General features: G+C 67.3%; 15 protein-coding genes. 5 read left to right on the top strand and 10 right to left on the bottom strand.

Features of this window, described 5'->3' with window-relative positions:
* Positions 1 to 6: 6 nt before the first annotated feature.
* The 3 genes from ASE22_RS13805 to ASE22_RS13795 are packed head-to-tail and all read right to left on the bottom strand — an operon-like array spanning position 7 to position 3,149.
* Positions 7 to 981: a thiamine pyrophosphate-dependent dehydrogenase E1 component subunit alpha gene (locus ASE22_RS13805; protein WP_056361269.1), complete on the bottom strand. Its 975-nt coding sequence runs from the start codon at positions 979 to 981 to the stop codon at positions 7 to 9.
* 10 nt (positions 982 to 991) lie between these two features.
* Complete coding sequence (locus tag ASE22_RS13800; RefSeq protein ID WP_056360334.1) at positions 992 to 2,323, bottom strand: aromatic ring-hydroxylating oxygenase subunit alpha; 1,332 nt, start codon at positions 2,321 to 2,323, stop codon at positions 992 to 994.
* A 13-nt stretch (positions 2,324 to 2,336) separates the two neighbouring features.
* Positions 2,337 to 3,149, bottom strand: coding sequence for an SDR family NAD(P)-dependent oxidoreductase (locus tag ASE22_RS13795; protein WP_235536351.1), 813 nt, complete (start codon positions 3,147 to 3,149; stop codon positions 2,337 to 2,339).
* A gap of 168 nt (positions 3,150 to 3,317) precedes the next feature.
* Here ASE22_RS13795 and ASE22_RS13790 point away from each other — a divergent pair, with 168 nt between their 5' ends.
* Positions 3,318 to 3,980, top strand: a complete 663-nt coding sequence (locus ASE22_RS13790; RefSeq protein WP_056360329.1) for a TetR/AcrR family transcriptional regulator — start codon at positions 3,318 to 3,320, stop codon at positions 3,978 to 3,980.
* Here the strand turns inward: ASE22_RS13790 and ASE22_RS13785 are convergent.
* Positions 3,977 to 4,708: a ThuA domain-containing protein gene (locus ASE22_RS13785; RefSeq protein WP_056361262.1), complete on the bottom strand. Its 732-nt coding sequence runs from the start codon at positions 4,706 to 4,708 to the stop codon at positions 3,977 to 3,979. The two genes, ASE22_RS13790 and ASE22_RS13785, sit on opposite strands and share 4 nt — an antisense overlap.
* Positions 4,709 to 4,779: 71 nt before the next feature.
* On the opposite strand from ASE22_RS13785, the gene ASE22_RS13780 reads away from it, so the two are divergent.
* Genes ASE22_RS13780 through ASE22_RS13770 form a run of 3 tightly spaced genes read left to right on the top strand, consistent with a single transcriptional unit; the run spans position 4,780 to position 7,510 of the window.
* Complete coding sequence (locus ASE22_RS13780) at positions 4,780 to 5,985, top strand: CaiB/BaiF CoA transferase family protein (protein ID WP_056360325.1); 1,206 nt, start codon at positions 4,780 to 4,782, stop codon at positions 5,983 to 5,985.
* Positions 5,982 to 6,356: a Zn-ribbon domain-containing OB-fold protein gene (locus ASE22_RS13775; RefSeq protein ID WP_056360322.1), complete on the top strand. Its 375-nt coding sequence runs from the start codon at positions 5,982 to 5,984 to the stop codon at positions 6,354 to 6,356. The genes ASE22_RS13780 and ASE22_RS13775 overlap by 4 nt, the downstream gene beginning before the upstream one ends.
* Positions 6,357 to 6,358: 2 nt before the next feature.
* Complete coding sequence (locus tag ASE22_RS13770; protein WP_056360319.1) at positions 6,359 to 7,510, top strand: thiolase; 1,152 nt, start codon at positions 6,359 to 6,361, stop codon at positions 7,508 to 7,510.
* A 195-nt stretch (positions 7,511 to 7,705) separates the two neighbouring features.
* Here the strand turns inward: ASE22_RS13770 and ASE22_RS13765 are convergent.
* The 5 genes from ASE22_RS13765 to ASE22_RS13745 all read right to left on the bottom strand — a co-directional run.
* Positions 7,706 to 8,631: outer membrane beta-barrel protein (locus ASE22_RS13765; protein ID WP_235538159.1), on the bottom strand; the 926-nt coding region annotated here is incomplete at its 3' end.
* Positions 8,632 to 8,868: 237 nt separating this feature from the next.
* Positions 8,869 to 9,636 (bottom strand): enoyl-CoA hydratase/isomerase family protein, encoded by a 768-nt coding sequence (locus ASE22_RS13760; protein WP_056360315.1) that lies wholly within the window; start codon positions 9,634 to 9,636, stop codon positions 8,869 to 8,871.
* Complete coding sequence (locus ASE22_RS13755) at positions 9,629 to 10,189, bottom strand: nuclear transport factor 2 family protein (RefSeq protein ID WP_056360312.1); 561 nt, start codon at positions 10,187 to 10,189, stop codon at positions 9,629 to 9,631. The genes ASE22_RS13760 and ASE22_RS13755 overlap by 8 nt, the downstream gene beginning before the upstream one ends.
* A 100-nt stretch (positions 10,190 to 10,289) precedes the next feature.
* Positions 10,290 to 10,763 (bottom strand): nuclear transport factor 2 family protein, encoded by a 474-nt coding sequence (locus tag ASE22_RS13750; protein ID WP_056360309.1) that lies wholly within the window; start codon positions 10,761 to 10,763, stop codon positions 10,290 to 10,292.
* 2 nt (positions 10,764 to 10,765) lie between these two features.
* Positions 10,766 to 11,395: a pyridoxamine 5'-phosphate oxidase family protein gene (locus ASE22_RS13745; protein ID WP_056361259.1), complete on the bottom strand. Its 630-nt coding sequence runs from the start codon at positions 11,393 to 11,395 to the stop codon at positions 10,766 to 10,768.
* Positions 11,396 to 11,505: 110 nt separating this feature from the next.
* Here ASE22_RS13745 and ASE22_RS13740 point away from each other — a divergent pair, with 110 nt between their 5' ends.
* Entirely contained in the window at positions 11,506 to 12,411 is a 906-nt protein-coding gene (locus ASE22_RS13740) for a LysR family transcriptional regulator (RefSeq protein ID WP_056360306.1), read from the top strand.
* Between the two features lie 48 nt (positions 12,412 to 12,459).
* Here the strand turns inward: ASE22_RS13740 and ASE22_RS13735 are convergent, their stop codons facing one another.
* Positions 12,460 to 13,044, bottom strand: coding sequence for an FMN-dependent NADH-azoreductase (locus tag ASE22_RS13735; protein WP_056360303.1), 585 nt, complete (start codon positions 13,042 to 13,044; stop codon positions 12,460 to 12,462).
* Between the last annotated feature and the right edge of the window lie 84 nt (positions 13,045 to 13,128).

The following is a 13,128-nucleotide window of genomic DNA, read 5'->3' as shown; positions in this document are numbered from 1 at the left end:
CCCCCTTCAGTAATAATCGACATAGACATCGTCGGCGACCGTCGCCGGATCGGGCGCGGGCGCGGCGCGGGCCTCGACCACCGACGCCTCGATCAGCTGGGCTACCTGGGCATCGACCGCGTCGAGTTCGGCGAGGTCGAGCAGCTTGGCTTCGGCGACTTTCGCGCGGAACGCCTTCAGGCAGTCGCGCTCCTCGCGGATGCGGTCGAGTTCGCCCTTGCCGCGATAGCGCTGCGGATCGCCCTCGAAATGGCCGAAGAAGCGCTCGGTATCGAGCTCGATCGCCGCCGGGCCGTTCCCCGCGCGGACATAGTCGAGCAGCTCGCGCATCGCCTCATAGGTATCGAAATAGTCGCAGCCGTTGGCGCGCCAGGCCTTCATCCCGAAGGCTTCGGCGCGGCTGGCGATGTCCTTGGCGGTGCCGACCGCATAGTCGACCCCGGTATGCTCCGAATAATGGTTGTTCTCGAACACGAAGATCGCGGGTGCCTTCGTGACGACGGCCATGTTCATCGCCTCGAAGGTGGTGCCCTGGTTACAGGCGCCGTCGCCCGAGAAGGCGATCGCCACCCGGCCCTTCTTGTCGAGCTTTGCCGCCAGCGCGGCGCCCACCGCCTGCGGCGCGCCGCCGCCGACGATGCCGTTGGCGCCGAGCATGCCGATCGACAGGTCGGCAATGTGCATCGATCCGCCGCGACCCTTGCAGGTGCCGCCGGCGCGGCCGAAGATCTCCTGCATCATCCCCTTCACGTCGCAGCCCTTGGCGATGCAATGGCCGTGGCCCCGGTGGGTCGAGACGATCTTGTCCTCGATGGTGAGCTGGTCGCAGATTCCGACCGCGACCGCCTCCTGTCCCGCATAGAGATGGGTGAAACCGGCGATCTCGCCTGACTTGATCTCTTCGTGCAGGCGTTCCTCGAACTGGCGGATCGTGGCCATGCGGCGATAGGCGCCGATCAGATCCTCGCGGCTCAGTTGCATCGTCATTTCCTCAGAGGTCGTTCGGCGTCTTGCCACCCGGGCCATAGACATAGTCGTCCAGCACCTTGTGGAAGTGCCGGATGCGGAGTTCCTGGTCGCCGACCCAGAGGCCGGGGAAGGCATCGCTGTGCATGCCCTTCTGCACCGTCGGCAGGTTGAAGGCGTCCTGATCGAGCACCTGCCCGATCGAGCGGTCGCCATGCTTGAACTGCCTGTGCTTCGGACGCTCGGGCCATTCCTCGCCCTCGGGCACCAGCTCGAGCATCCAGATGTCGTACAACATCTTGTCAGGATCGGTCGGATGCGGCCGCTGCCGGAACATCATCACGTCGTCGGCATGGACGTTGAGCGAGACGTTCGGGAAGATCGTGTAATGATAGTCGTCGGTCAGCTGGTCGTCGTTGAGCCGCGAATAATCCTTGCCCTGCGCAGCACCATGCTCGCGCTTGAACAGCTGGACGTCGCGGCGGATGTCGCTGACCCGGCCTTCATAGTCGGCCGGATCCATGCCCGCCTTGACCATGATCTCGTAGATCGCCGGCGGGATCGACGAGGGCAGCGCGACCCGGCCCGACACGCAGGCGAAGGGGACGAGGTAGCGGCTGTGCCGTTCGTAGACGTCGATCTGCGCGTTGGTGTCGTCGAGATACCATTGCAGCTGCGGATGGATGCCCTGGACGTGATAGACCTCACTGAAGGCGTCGACGCTGGCCTTCCAGTTGCAGTCCCATTCGACGGTGACGTCGCGGGTCCAGGCCATCCGCTCGATATGATAGGGGTCGAGATGCTGCTGCATCGGCGCCAGGAAATCGGCGAGCGGCCCGACGTCGGGGTTGAGCGAGAACCAGACGAAGCTGCCCCATTCCTCGCACGGATAGGAGGGCAGCTTCATCCCCGGAGGCCCGCCCTGCGGGAAGGTGTCGAGATCCGGGATGCGGGTGATGCAGCCGTCGAGGCCATAGGTCCAGTGATGGTACATGCACCGGAAGTCCTCGGCATTGCCGAGACCTTCGGGCCGCAACTTGTTGCCGCGATGGAGGCAGACATTGGGAAAGGCGCGGACCGACCCGTCCTGCTGGCGGACGATCAGCACGCTCTCCTTGCCGATGTCGGTGCAGATGTAATCCCCCGGCTCCCGGATGTCGCAGGATCGGCCGCCGAGCAGCCAGACCTTGGTCCACACCCGGTCCCATTCGAGCTTCATGAACTCGGCCGAGGTGTAGCGGCCTGCCGGGATGACGTCGTAGCCGAGGTCGGGATCCTCGGCCTTCCACGCGGGCGTGCCGTCGGGCCAGTCCTGCGGATTGACCCGGATCACGTCGACCTTGCGCTTCACGTCCATCGCGCGCGGCCCCTCAGAAATGCGTCCGGTTGGTGAATGCACCGTCGACGACGAGGTGCGATCCGTTGCACCAGCTCGCCGCCGGGCTGGCGAGGAAGACGACGCAGCGGGCGATCTCCTCGGGCGTACCGAGCCGGCCGGCGGGCTGCTGGCGCAGCTGCGACTGGTAGAATTTCTCCATCGTGCCCTTGATCATGTCCCAATTGCCGCCCTCGAACTCGACCGGGCCGGGGGAGACGACATTGACGCGGATGCCGTCCTTGCCGTGGAACAGCGCGAGCTGCTTGCCCCAGGTGACGAGCGAGGCCTTCATCGCGTTGTAGGGCTGCGGACCGCCCATCGCCTCGCCGGCCGAAGTGGTGGCGATCAGCACGATCGAACCCGACTTCTGCTCGGTCATGGTCGGCAGCACCGCGTCGACCGCGCGCACCGGGCCCATCACGTCGACCTCGAAGGCGTTGTTCCAATATTTCTCGCTGCCCAGGCCACCGCCGGCCGAAGTGATCGGGATCAGGATGTCGCACCCTTCGAGCGCCTCGACCGCCCAGGCCAGCCATGCCTTGTAATCGTCGGCCTTCTTCACATTCGCGGCCTTGCCGACGACCTTGGTGCCGTAGCGCTTGAGGCTCGCCACCGCATCCTTGACGCCGTCCTCGGACCGGGCCGTGATCGCCAGGTCGCAACCCTCGCGCGCGAGCGTCTCCGCCACCGCCATGCCGATGCCGCGCGCGGCGCCGACGACGATCGCCTTCTTGCCCTGCAAACCGAGATCCACCTTCACCTCTCCGCCTGTCGCCGGGTCCCCGGCCTCCCCCTTCTTCTGCACCGCCTCCACGACCGGAGCAAGATGAAAACATGCATGAATGTTTTTTATTCGGGGCGAACTATCGGCATATCATCGGGTGTCCGCTGTGCTATGGACAGGCTGCAAAGGCTGCTTGACAGCCCCTATGAAAAACAAACATGATTGTTTCTTGAGCAAGGATCGAAGTTCATGGCGTTGGCAGCTGTACGTTCCGGTTCCCCCGCCCGCCAGCCGCGCGAACGCGGCCAGGGCGGCCAGACCCAGCAGTCGCTGAAGAGCGCGCAGACGCGCGCCAGGCTGATTGACGCGACCATCCGCTGCATCGTGAAAGTCGGCTATGCCAATACCACCACCCCGCAGGTCGCCGCCGAGGCGGGCCTGTCGCGCGGCGCGATGCTCCACCATTTCGAGAACGGTTCCGCGCTGATCAAGGCGGCGATCGTCGAGCTGCACGAGAAGCGCCTGCGCGCCTTCCGCCGCGCGGCCGACACGGAGAACCACGACGTCGACGCGCTGGTCCGCGCCTATTGGCGGCAGGTCCAGAAGCCCGCCTTCATCGCCTTCCACGAACTCGCGCTGGCCGCGCGCACCCATGCCGATCTCGCCAAGATCCTGCAGCCGCTGCAGGTCGAGTATCGCGAGCGCTTCAACGCGCAGGCGGTCGCGCTCTTCCCCGAATGGCAGGGCAATCGCGAACGCTTCGACCTCGCCATGACGCTGTCGCAGACCATGCTGGAAGGCATGGCGATCAACGTGCTGACCGGGGCGATGGCCGAGGCGATGGTCGAGCCGATGCTCGCCCTGCTCGAGGACCAGATCCGGGCGATGAACCCGAACCTGTCCAAGGCCTAGCCCGTTTGCGGAAGGCCCCAGCGAATGCCTCGGCGGAGCAGCTCGGCGAAGACCGGGTAATTCCACGAGCAGCGTTGGGGATGCGGCCAGAAATCGGCCAGCGGGCGCAGATCATAATGGCCTCGGCAATGGCCGAGCGTGAGGTAGAGGATCGCACCATCGCCCACCCGCCGCTCATAGAGCACCGGCACCTGCGGTTCGTCCCACTCCGAGTCCCGGAACTCGGGGCAGGAGCCGGTGAAGCTGGTGTGCAGCAGCACGTCGATAGCGGCGGTGCGGTGAGTCAGGTAGAGTTCGTCCTCGACGCGGAAATCGCGCAGGCCTGCGGTCATGACATGGTCGCCGCGCGTCACGGAGACCTTGAACGGCGCGATCGGCGGATGGCCGGCGAAACGCGTCCCGAGCAGGCCGGTGAAGACCGGGGCCGCATCGGGCGTGTCGACCACACCGTCAGAACCGAAGCGCAACGTCGCGTTGGTGCCGTGCAGCGCCAGCCAGCGTCCGCCCCGCGCCAGGAACGCGGCGACCGCCTCGGTCTGCACCGCATCGGGCAGCAGGTCGCAGGTGTAGGTGATCAGCAGGTCCGCCGCGGCGAGGCTCGCGAGGTCGCCATAGTCCGACGCCACCGAGGTCCGGACCTCGGGCAGTTCCGCCAGCAGCTTCAGCAACTCGAGACGTGCAAAGTCGATGTCATGAAATTTTCCCGCCGCGATCAGATGAGCCTTCATGCCCTCGCCTCCCACATGTGCATGCGCATGAGGCTATGCCCCCCGCCGATGCTGGCAAGGGGGCATGTCGCATGAGCGGCCGCCTGCAGGGACCGCTGGCCGGCGTCCGGGTGATCGACTGCACCAGCGTGCTGATGGGCCCTTATGCCACGCAGATCATGGCCGATCTGGGTGCCGACGTGATAAAGGTCGAGAGTCCCGACGGCGACACCACCCGCTATCTGCCGCCCGGCCCCGACGCGACGCGCGGCGGCATGTTCCTGAACGTCAATCGTGGCAAGCGCAGCCTGGCGCTCGACCTCAAGCAGCCCGAGGCGCGCGCGGCGCTGGTCAGGCTGGTCGAGGGCGCCGACGTGTTCGTCCATTCGATGCGGCCCGGCGCGATCGCGCGGCTCGGGCTCGACTATGCGTCGCTCAAGGACGTCAATCCGGGGCTGATCTACACCAACCTCTACGGCTTCGCGCGGAACGGCCCCTATCGCGACTATCCCGCCTATGACGACATCGTCCAGGCGGCGTCGGGCCTGGTCGACCTGCAGGCGCGGCTGTCGGGCGGCGAGCCGACCTATCTGGCCACCGTCGTCGCCGACAAGGTGACCGGGCTGACCGGTCTCTATGCGATCATCGCGGCGCTGTTCGCCCGCGAACGCACCGGCCTGGGCCAGGAGGTCGAGGTGCCGATGTTCGAGACGCTGGTCTCCTTCACGATGATCGAGCATCTGTGCGGGTCGCTGTTCGATCCGCCGCAGGGGCCGCCCGAATATCCACGCGTCACCGCCGCCGCCCGCCGCCCGTACAAGACGAAGGACGGCCATATCGGCGTGATGATCTACAACGACAAGCATTGGCGGAACTTCTTCCACGCGATCGGCGATCCCGAATGGACGCGCGATCCGATGTTCGCGTCGATGCGCAGCCGTACCCAGAATATCGGCACGGTCCTGCACAGGCTGGCCGAGGTGATCGAGGAACGCACCACCGCCGAATGGCTCGACCTGTTCCGCGTCGCCGAGGTTCCGGCGATGGCGATCGCGACCCCGACCGATCTGCTCCACGACGAACATCTCGAGGCGACCGGCTTCTGGAACGAGCGCGACAGCGAGTTCGGCAAGCTGCGCTTCCCCGGCATCCCGACGAGCTTTTCCGCGACGCCGGGCGCGATCGGCGATCCCGGCCCGGCGCTGGGCGCCGACAGCCGCGCGATCCTGGAGGAAGCCGGCTTCGACGCGGCGGCGATCGACGGCCTGATCGCCGGCGCCAACCGGGTGCCGGCATGAGCGGAGGCGAGACCGGCCCCGAGCGCCACTGGCGCGCGGCGCTCGCCGACGGCCGCTTCCTGCTTCAGCGCGCCCGCGCCAGCGGCACCGTCTTCTTCCCGCCTCGGCTGATGGAGCCGGGCAGCGGCGACGCCGAATGGGACTGGATCGAGGCGAGCGGCATGGGCACCGTCCACGCCGTCACCGTGATCCACCCGAAGCCGCCCGAGACGCCCCGTGCCATCGTGCTGGTCGATCTCGACGAAGATGTCCGGCTGATGAGCGAGGTCGAGGGGATCGCCGCCGGGGATATCGCGATCGGGCTGAGGGTGCGGGCGCGGATCGGCGAGCGCGACGGCGCGGCGCTGCTCCTGTTCGACGCGGCGGCCTGACCATGGGCGGCAGCTTTCCGCGCGCGGCCACCGCGATCGCCGGCGTCGCCACCTTCGGTGTGGGCGAATGCCCCGGCTGGACGACGCTGGAGATGGCCGCCCGGGCCGGGCAGCTCGCGATCGCCGATGCGGGGATGCGGATGGGGGAGGTGGATGCGCTGTTCATCTGCCTGCCCGACGATATCCTCGCCGGGCTGAGCTTCGCCGAATATCTCGGCCTCTCGCCGCGTTTCACCGATTGCAACCGCACCGGCGGCTCGGCCTTCATGAGCCATGTCGCGACCGCCGCGACGATGCTGGCGGCGGGCTATATCGACACCGCGCTGATCGCCTATGGGTCGAACCAGCGCAGCGCGGGCGGCAAGCTGTCGACCCCGGTCGGCAGCAATGGCTGGGAGGCGCCCTACAAGCCGCTCTTCCCCGTCTCCTCCTATGCGCTGGCGGCGTCGCGCCACTTCCACGAGTTCGGCACGACGCGCCGCCAGCTGGCCGAGGTCGCGGTCGCGGCGCGCGCCTGGGCGAACACCAATGCCGAGGCCTTCGCCAAGGGGCCTCTCGGCATCGACGAGGTGCTGGCCGCGCGGATGCTGTCGAGCCCGATCTCGGTCAAGGATTGCTGCCTCGTCACCGACGGCGCCGCCGCGATCGTGATGACGCGAACCGACCGCGCGCGCGACTGCCCGGTGCCGCCCGTCCCGGTGCTCGCCGCCGCCGCCGCGACATGGCACAACGCGATCTCGCAGATGGCCGATCTGACGACCACCGCCGCCGCCGAGTCCGGTCCGCGCGCCTATGCGATGGCGGGAATCGCGCCCGGCGATGTCGACGTCGTCCAGCTCTACGACGCCTTCACGATCAACACGATCCTGTTCCTCGAGGATCTCGGCTTCTGCCCCAAAGGCGAAGGCGGACGCTTCGTCGAGGACGGCGCGATCGGGCCGGGCGGGCGGCTGCCGGTGAACACCAATGGCGGCGGGCTGTCCTGCTGCCACCCCGGCATGTACGGCCTGTTCGCGATCGTCGAGGCGGCGCGGCAGGTCCGAGGCCAGGCGGCCAACCAGATCGCCGATGTCGAGATCGCCCTCGCCCATGGCAATGGCGGCGTGCTGTCGAGCCAGGCGACGGTGATCCTGGGATCCACCGCGACGATCTGAAAAGCCTCCGCGATCGGGCTCCGGAGTACGCCGCCGCCGGGTGGAAAGAAAAAGGGCCGGCCCGAAGGCCGACCCCAATTCTCGCGTCATCGACGGATCGATGACATCGCCGCTTACATGCCGGCGCCGAAGGTGATTTCGACGCGACGGTTCTGCGGTTCGCGGACGCCATCGGCGGTGTCGACCAGCGGACGNGACTTGTCGGCGTGGCCGGCAAGCTGGACGCGGGCCTGGCCGGTCGTCGCATAGGCGTTGGCCGCATTGTCGAGGATCGACGCAGCTTCCGCCGTGATATCCGACTTGTCCCAGTCGAAGAACACGATGAACGGACCCGGGGCCTCAACCACCGGCGGCGGCGGAGGCGGCGGCGGGGGCGGAGGCGGCGGGGGCGGAGGCGGCGGCGGGGGCGGCGGCGGAGCGGCCGGCGCGCCGAGGTTGTAGACGAGGCTCACCAGCGCGCTGTGCGAACGCCACTTCGCGTCGTAGCGAGCGCCCGCCGCATCGAGCGGCCGCACCTTGGTGATGTTGTAGTAGCGATATTTCAGGCCGACATCGACATTGCTGCTGACCGCGTAGCGGACGCCGGCGATGGCCTGCCAGGCGAAGCGCTTGGAGACATCGTAATCGATGAAATCGCCGCCCGAGACATTATAGTTCTGGAGCTTCAGCGTGGCTATGCCCGCGCCGCCGCCCGCATAGGCGGAGAAGCCGTCCTCGTCGCCGAAATCGAGCAGGGCGTTGACCATCACGCCGAACGCGACGCTCTTGCCCGACGCGTCCGGATAGACGCCGGGAGGCGCTCCGGCGCCGCCGGGCCCAGCCGGGGTCCGCGACGGGCCCGTGGTGATGCTCTTCACGCGGCTGCGCTTGTAGGCGATCTCTTCCTCGAGCCGGAACATGCCGAAGTCATAACCGAGGATCGCATCGACATCGTAACCGAGCTTGTTGTCGACCGTCGTGCGACCACCCGGCGACAACGGCGATGGGCCGACGTCGAACTTGGTGTCTTGCGGCTGCATCACGCCGCCTTCGACGCCGACATACCAGCTGTTGTCGCGCGCGAAGGCCGGCGCCGCGAGCGCGGTCGCGGCAAGTGCTGCCAATAGAGTTAGTTTCCTCATGTCGTTCCCCTGTTCAACATGTCCGACCGGACATGGGTTCACCCGAAACTGCAACAGTCCGGTGACTGATCCCGAAACAGGGCCTCGAACCAAATAGACGTTTCGGCCGCGCATCGGAGTTCCGAACGGGCGGTAAACGATGCGATCGCGATCCGGTTTCCTCCTTTTGGCTTAATCCGCGGAACGGTTCGCGACCGTTGCATGAAAGCAACATTCCCAAACACCCGCTCCCGCACCTCAGGACGGGACCCGTCCCTCCGCATAGGCGCGGACAGCCTCGCGCTCCGCCGCCGAGCCCAGCGTCTCCTCGCCATAGGCGCGGCCGAAGCTGAGGCTTTCATGGATCGGTGCGTCCGCCGCGAAATCGTGGAGCGCGAGGGCGCGGCGCACCGTGTCGCGGTCGAACCCCGCGATCGTCCGGGCCACCGCCAGCGCACGGGCCTGCAACGCGCCGCCCGGGACGACTTCGGAGACCAGCCCGAGATCGAACGCACGCCGTGCACCGATCGTCTCGCCGGTCAGGATCATGGCGAGCGCGGTCGCGCGCGGGACGGCGCGCGCCAGCCGCTGCACGCCGCCCGCGAAGGCGAACAGGCCGCGCTTCACCTCGGCCAGCCCGAACGTCGCATGGTCGGCGGCGATGACGATGTCGGCGGCCAGCGCGATCTCGAACCCGCCGGCGACCGCCGCGCCGTTGATCGCGACGACCAGCGGCTTGGTCCGCCGCCGCTCGGTAAGCCCGGCGAAACCCCGGCCTGGGATCAACCCCTGACCCGCCCCGCGCTCGGCCGCCTCCTTCAGGTCCATACCCGCGCAGAAGGCGCGGTCGCCGGATCCGGTCAGCAGCAGCACGTGGACGGCGGGATCGCGTTCGGCAGCGTCCACCACGGCGTCGATCGCGGCTGACGCGGCGGCGTCGAGCGCATTGCTGCGCGCTTCCCGATCGATGCGGATCGACCGGACGGCGCCATGGTCCTCCACCGCGACGGCAGACCGCTCAGCCATGCGCCGCCCCGTCCGCGCTGCCCCAGGTCGGCAGCGCTTCGGGGAAGTCGGCGGGCAACGGCCTGTCATAGGCGCGGTTGCGGTCGCGATGGCCCAGGATGCCGGGATAGTCCGCCGCATCGACATAATAGAGGAAACCGATGATCCGCTCCCCGAAGCGCCACCCGGCCGGGGTGCGGACATAGCGGTCGCGGTAACGCAGGCCCGCCACCATCATCCGGTCGCGCCGCCACAATTCGGCATGGCCCGAGACGCGGCCGGTGGCCCAAAGGGTGCCGGTACCGGGGTCCCCCTCCGAAAGGTCGATCAGGATGTCGTGCATATAATGCGCACCCGGCCCGAGCACCGAGAAGCGCTGACGATATTGCGCCATGATCGCGTCGATGCCGCGCGCCTCCATCACCCCGTCCTCCGAGGCTACCCGCGCGTCGTCGGCAAACAGCGCGGCGATCGCGGGGAGGTCGCGATCGTCGATGGTGAAGCAATAGGCCGCGATCAGCCGCCGTATCGCGGCTTCCGCCTCCAGCCTGACGATCCTCGCCTCAAGGTCCATGGCACCCTCACAATAAAATCAGCATTGCTGCTTTTATTGTCTCGACTATGGCGACAAGGCCCGACGTTGCCAATGGCCTTCGTCACCATCGGCCAAAGCCTCAGAAACCGAAGTCGCCGAGACCGGGATGATCGTCCGGGCGCCGGCCGAGCGGCCAGTGGAACTTGCGTTCGCTCTCCCGGATCGGGCTGTCGTTGATGCTGGCGACCCGCCGCCGCATCAATCCGTCCGGGTCGAACTCCCACAGCTCGTTGCCGTAGGAGCGAAACCAGGTGCCGCTGTCGTCATGCCATTCATAGGCGAAGCGCACCGCGACCCGGTTGCCGCGAAAGCCCCACAATTCCTTGATCAGCCGATAGTCGAGCTCGCGCGCCCATTTACGGGCCAGGAAGGCGATGATGGCCTCCCTTCCCTGCAGGAACTCGGCGCGGTTGCGCCAGTGGCAATCGGGCGTATAGGCCAGCGCGACCCGGCCGGGATCGCGGCTGTTCCAGCCATCCTCGGCAAGCCTGACCTTGAGCGCGGCGTCCTCCTCGGTGAGGAAGGGCGGCAATGGCGGGCGCTGCTTGTCCATGATCATATCTTTCCTTGGAGGTCGAGGGTCGCCCGCAACCGGGCATTCTCGTTCTCGAGCGCCGCGATCCGTTCCTGGACGGGTACCAGCACGCTCGCAAGCTCGGCTTCGGTGAAGCGGGGCGTGATGTGCTGGGGGCAATTCCAGTCGAAGGCTTCGAGGCGAAGGCGGAATATCCGCTCCGGACGCCCCTTGCCTGCCGGATCGCCCACCAGCGCCGCAAGCCCGGGATCGGCATCAAGCGCGACGATCTCCACATGCGCGTAGATCTTGAGCCTCGCGCGACGCGGATAATCGACGAGGATCAGGCAGGCGCGGTCGTCGGCCGCGACATTCCCCACGCTGATATATTGCCGGTTGCCGCGATAGTCGGCGAAGGCGAGCGTCCGGTCGTCGATCGCCTTGACGAAACCCCGAGGACCACCGCGATGCTGGACATAGGGCCACCCGGTCTCGGACACCGTCGCCATGTAGAAACTGTCGCGCGCGGCGATGAAGGCCATCTCGCGTTCGGTGAAGCGGTCGAACGAGCGGTCGCTCTCGAAACCCTCCCACAGTCCCGCACTGCCCATCTGCGCCTGGGCGGCGCGCACGCTTGCCGTCGTGGCGACGTCGAGAAAGCCGTAGGCCATTTCTTCAAGCTCCTTCCAACGCATTTGCTGCGGTCGGAAGGAGAGTGTCACCTCTCACACGAAATTATAATCTGCTATGATCGAGATTATTTCTCTCATATTATGGGATAATGGACCGGTTCGAAGCCATGGCGATCCTGTTGCTGACGGTGGAAAAGGGAAGCTTCACCGGCGCCGCCAAGGCGCTCGGCATGCCGCTGGCGACGGTCAGCCGCAAGGTCGCCGAACTGGAGCAGCATCTGGGCGCGCGGCTGCTCGTCCGCTCGACGCGCCGGCTGGCCCTGACCGACGCGGGCAGCGCCTATGTCGTCGCGGCGAAGCGCATCCTCGCGGAGGTCGAGGAGGCCGAACGCTCGGCGTCGGGCGAATATGAGGCGCCGCGCGGCGAATTGGTGCTGACGGCGCCGATCCTGTTCGGCCGCCTCCACATCCTGCCGATCGTCACCGACTTCCTGTCCGCCTATCCCGACATCAACGTCCGGCTGCTGCTGTCGGACCGCAACCTTCATCTGATCGAGGATCATGTCGACCTCGCGGTGAGGATAGGCTTTCTCCCGGACAGCAGCCTGATCGCCACCCGCGTCGGGACGATGCGGACGGTGCTGTGCGCCAGTCCCACGCTGCTCGCGACGCTCGGCCCGCCGCGCCGTCCCGCAGATCTCGCGGCGATGCCCTGCGTCAGCTTCGACATGCAGGCGGAGACGCCGGCCTGGCGCTTCGGCCGCACCGACGGGCAGGGCGTCGAGGAGGTGCTCCTGGTGCCGCGGCTGGCGGTCTCCACCGCCGAGGCGGCGGTCGAGGCAGCGATCGAGGGCGTCGGCGTGACGCGGGTCCTGCACTATCAATGCGCCGCGGCGGTCGAGGCGGGCAGGCTGGAGATCATCCTCGCGACGTTCGAGAATCCGCCTTTGCCGGTCAGCCTGATCCACGCCGCGCGCGGCGCCTTGCCGCTCAAGACCCGCATGTTTCTCGACTTCGCCGCGACGAAGCTGCGCCAGCGCCTTTCGGGCGCGTAAAAGCCGCCGTCGGCGGCGCATCGCGCAGGCCGACGACGCCTCCGGACATCAGGCGGCGGCGGACAAGCCGCCGACCTCGATCGCCTCGACCCTCGACAGCGCCTGGTTGATCGTCGCCTCACGCTGCTCGGCCCCGAGGGCGAGACCTTCGGCGACGATGCTTTCGATATCGGTGATGCCGATGAAGCCGAGCATCCCGCGCAGATGGCTTTCGGCGTGCTCGATGCCCGCGCCGGGGCTGCCTTCGGAATAGATGCCGCCCCGCGACAGCGCCAGGATCGCGCGCTTGCCCCCGGCCAGCCCTTCGACGCCGTCCGCGCCGTAGCGGAAGGTCCGTCCTGCCACCAGGATATGGTCGAACCAGGCCTTGAGCTGGGTCGGAAGGCCGAAATTATACATCGGCGCGCCGATCACGAGGATGTCGGCGGCCAGGAACTGTTCGATCACGGCGACGGCCTCCCCGGTCGCGAAACCGCCGAGCGTGATGTGGGGCAGCGGCGCGGCGGCAAGGTCGCGATAGTCGACCTCCAGCCCGGGATGGATCGCCTTCAGGCGTTCGACCGCCGCCGCCGACACCAGCCGGCTGGCCGAGCTGTCGCCCTGGATCGAGGAATCGAGATGGAGAAGTTTCATGAGGGGGGCTATCCAAATCCGTCTATGACCCCACCTAGCTAGGGGGCCCGGCCCGACCGGCCAAGAACGCATATTTTTGGGACC

The sequence above is a fragment of the Sphingomonas sp. Root720 genome, assembly GCF_001428605.1.
Lineage (GTDB): Bacteria > Pseudomonadota > Alphaproteobacteria > Sphingomonadales > Sphingomonadaceae > Rhizorhabdus.
The sequence above is the reverse complement of the archived record's forward strand: the minus strand, read 5'-3'. Positions and strand labels throughout refer to the sequence as shown.

Bases quoted from the DNA above. Each gene is read 5' to 3' on its own strand.
- ASE22_RS13780 (WP_056360325.1), top strand. From the start codon at position 4,780: ATGAGCGGCCGCCTGCAGGGACCGCTGGCCGGCGTCCGGGTGATCGAC.
- ASE22_RS13760 (WP_056360315.1), bottom strand. From the start codon at position 9,636: ATGGCTGAGCGGTCTGCCGTCGCGGTGGAGGACCATGGCGCCGTCCGG.
- ASE22_RS13745 (WP_056361259.1), bottom strand. From the start codon at position 11,395: ATGGCCTACGGCTTTCTCGACGTCGCCACGACGGCAAGCGTGCGCGCC.
- ASE22_RS13750 (WP_056360309.1), bottom strand. From the start codon at position 10,763: ATGGACAAGCAGCGCCCGCCATTGCCGCCCTTCCTCACCGAGGAGGAC.
- ASE22_RS13785 (WP_056361262.1), bottom strand. From the start codon at position 4,708: ATGAAGGCTCATCTGATCGCGGCGGGAAAATTTCATGACATCGACTTT.
- ASE22_RS13770 (WP_056360319.1), top strand. From the start codon at position 6,359: ATGGGCGGCAGCTTTCCGCGCGCGGCCACCGCGATCGCCGGCGTCGCC.
- ASE22_RS13775 (WP_056360322.1), top strand. From the start codon at position 5,982: ATGAGCGGAGGCGAGACCGGCCCCGAGCGCCACTGGCGCGCGGCGCTC.
- ASE22_RS13740 (WP_056360306.1), top strand. From the start codon at position 11,506: ATGGACCGGTTCGAAGCCATGGCGATCCTGTTGCTGACGGTGGAAAAG.
- ASE22_RS13755 (WP_056360312.1), bottom strand. From the start codon at position 10,189: ATGGACCTTGAGGCGAGGATCGTCAGGCTGGAGGCGGAAGCCGCGATA.
- ASE22_RS13805 (WP_056361269.1), bottom strand. From the start codon at position 981: ATGCAACTGAGCCGCGAGGATCTGATCGGCGCCTATCGCCGCATGGCC.
- ASE22_RS13790 (WP_056360329.1), top strand. From the start codon at position 3,318: ATGGCGTTGGCAGCTGTACGTTCCGGTTCCCCCGCCCGCCAGCCGCGC.
- ASE22_RS13800 (WP_056360334.1), bottom strand. From the start codon at position 2,323: ATGGACGTGAAGCGCAAGGTCGACGTGATCCGGGTCAATCCGCAGGAC.
- ASE22_RS13735 (WP_056360303.1), bottom strand. From the start codon at position 13,044: ATGAAACTTCTCCATCTCGATTCCTCGATCCAGGGCGACAGCTCGGCC.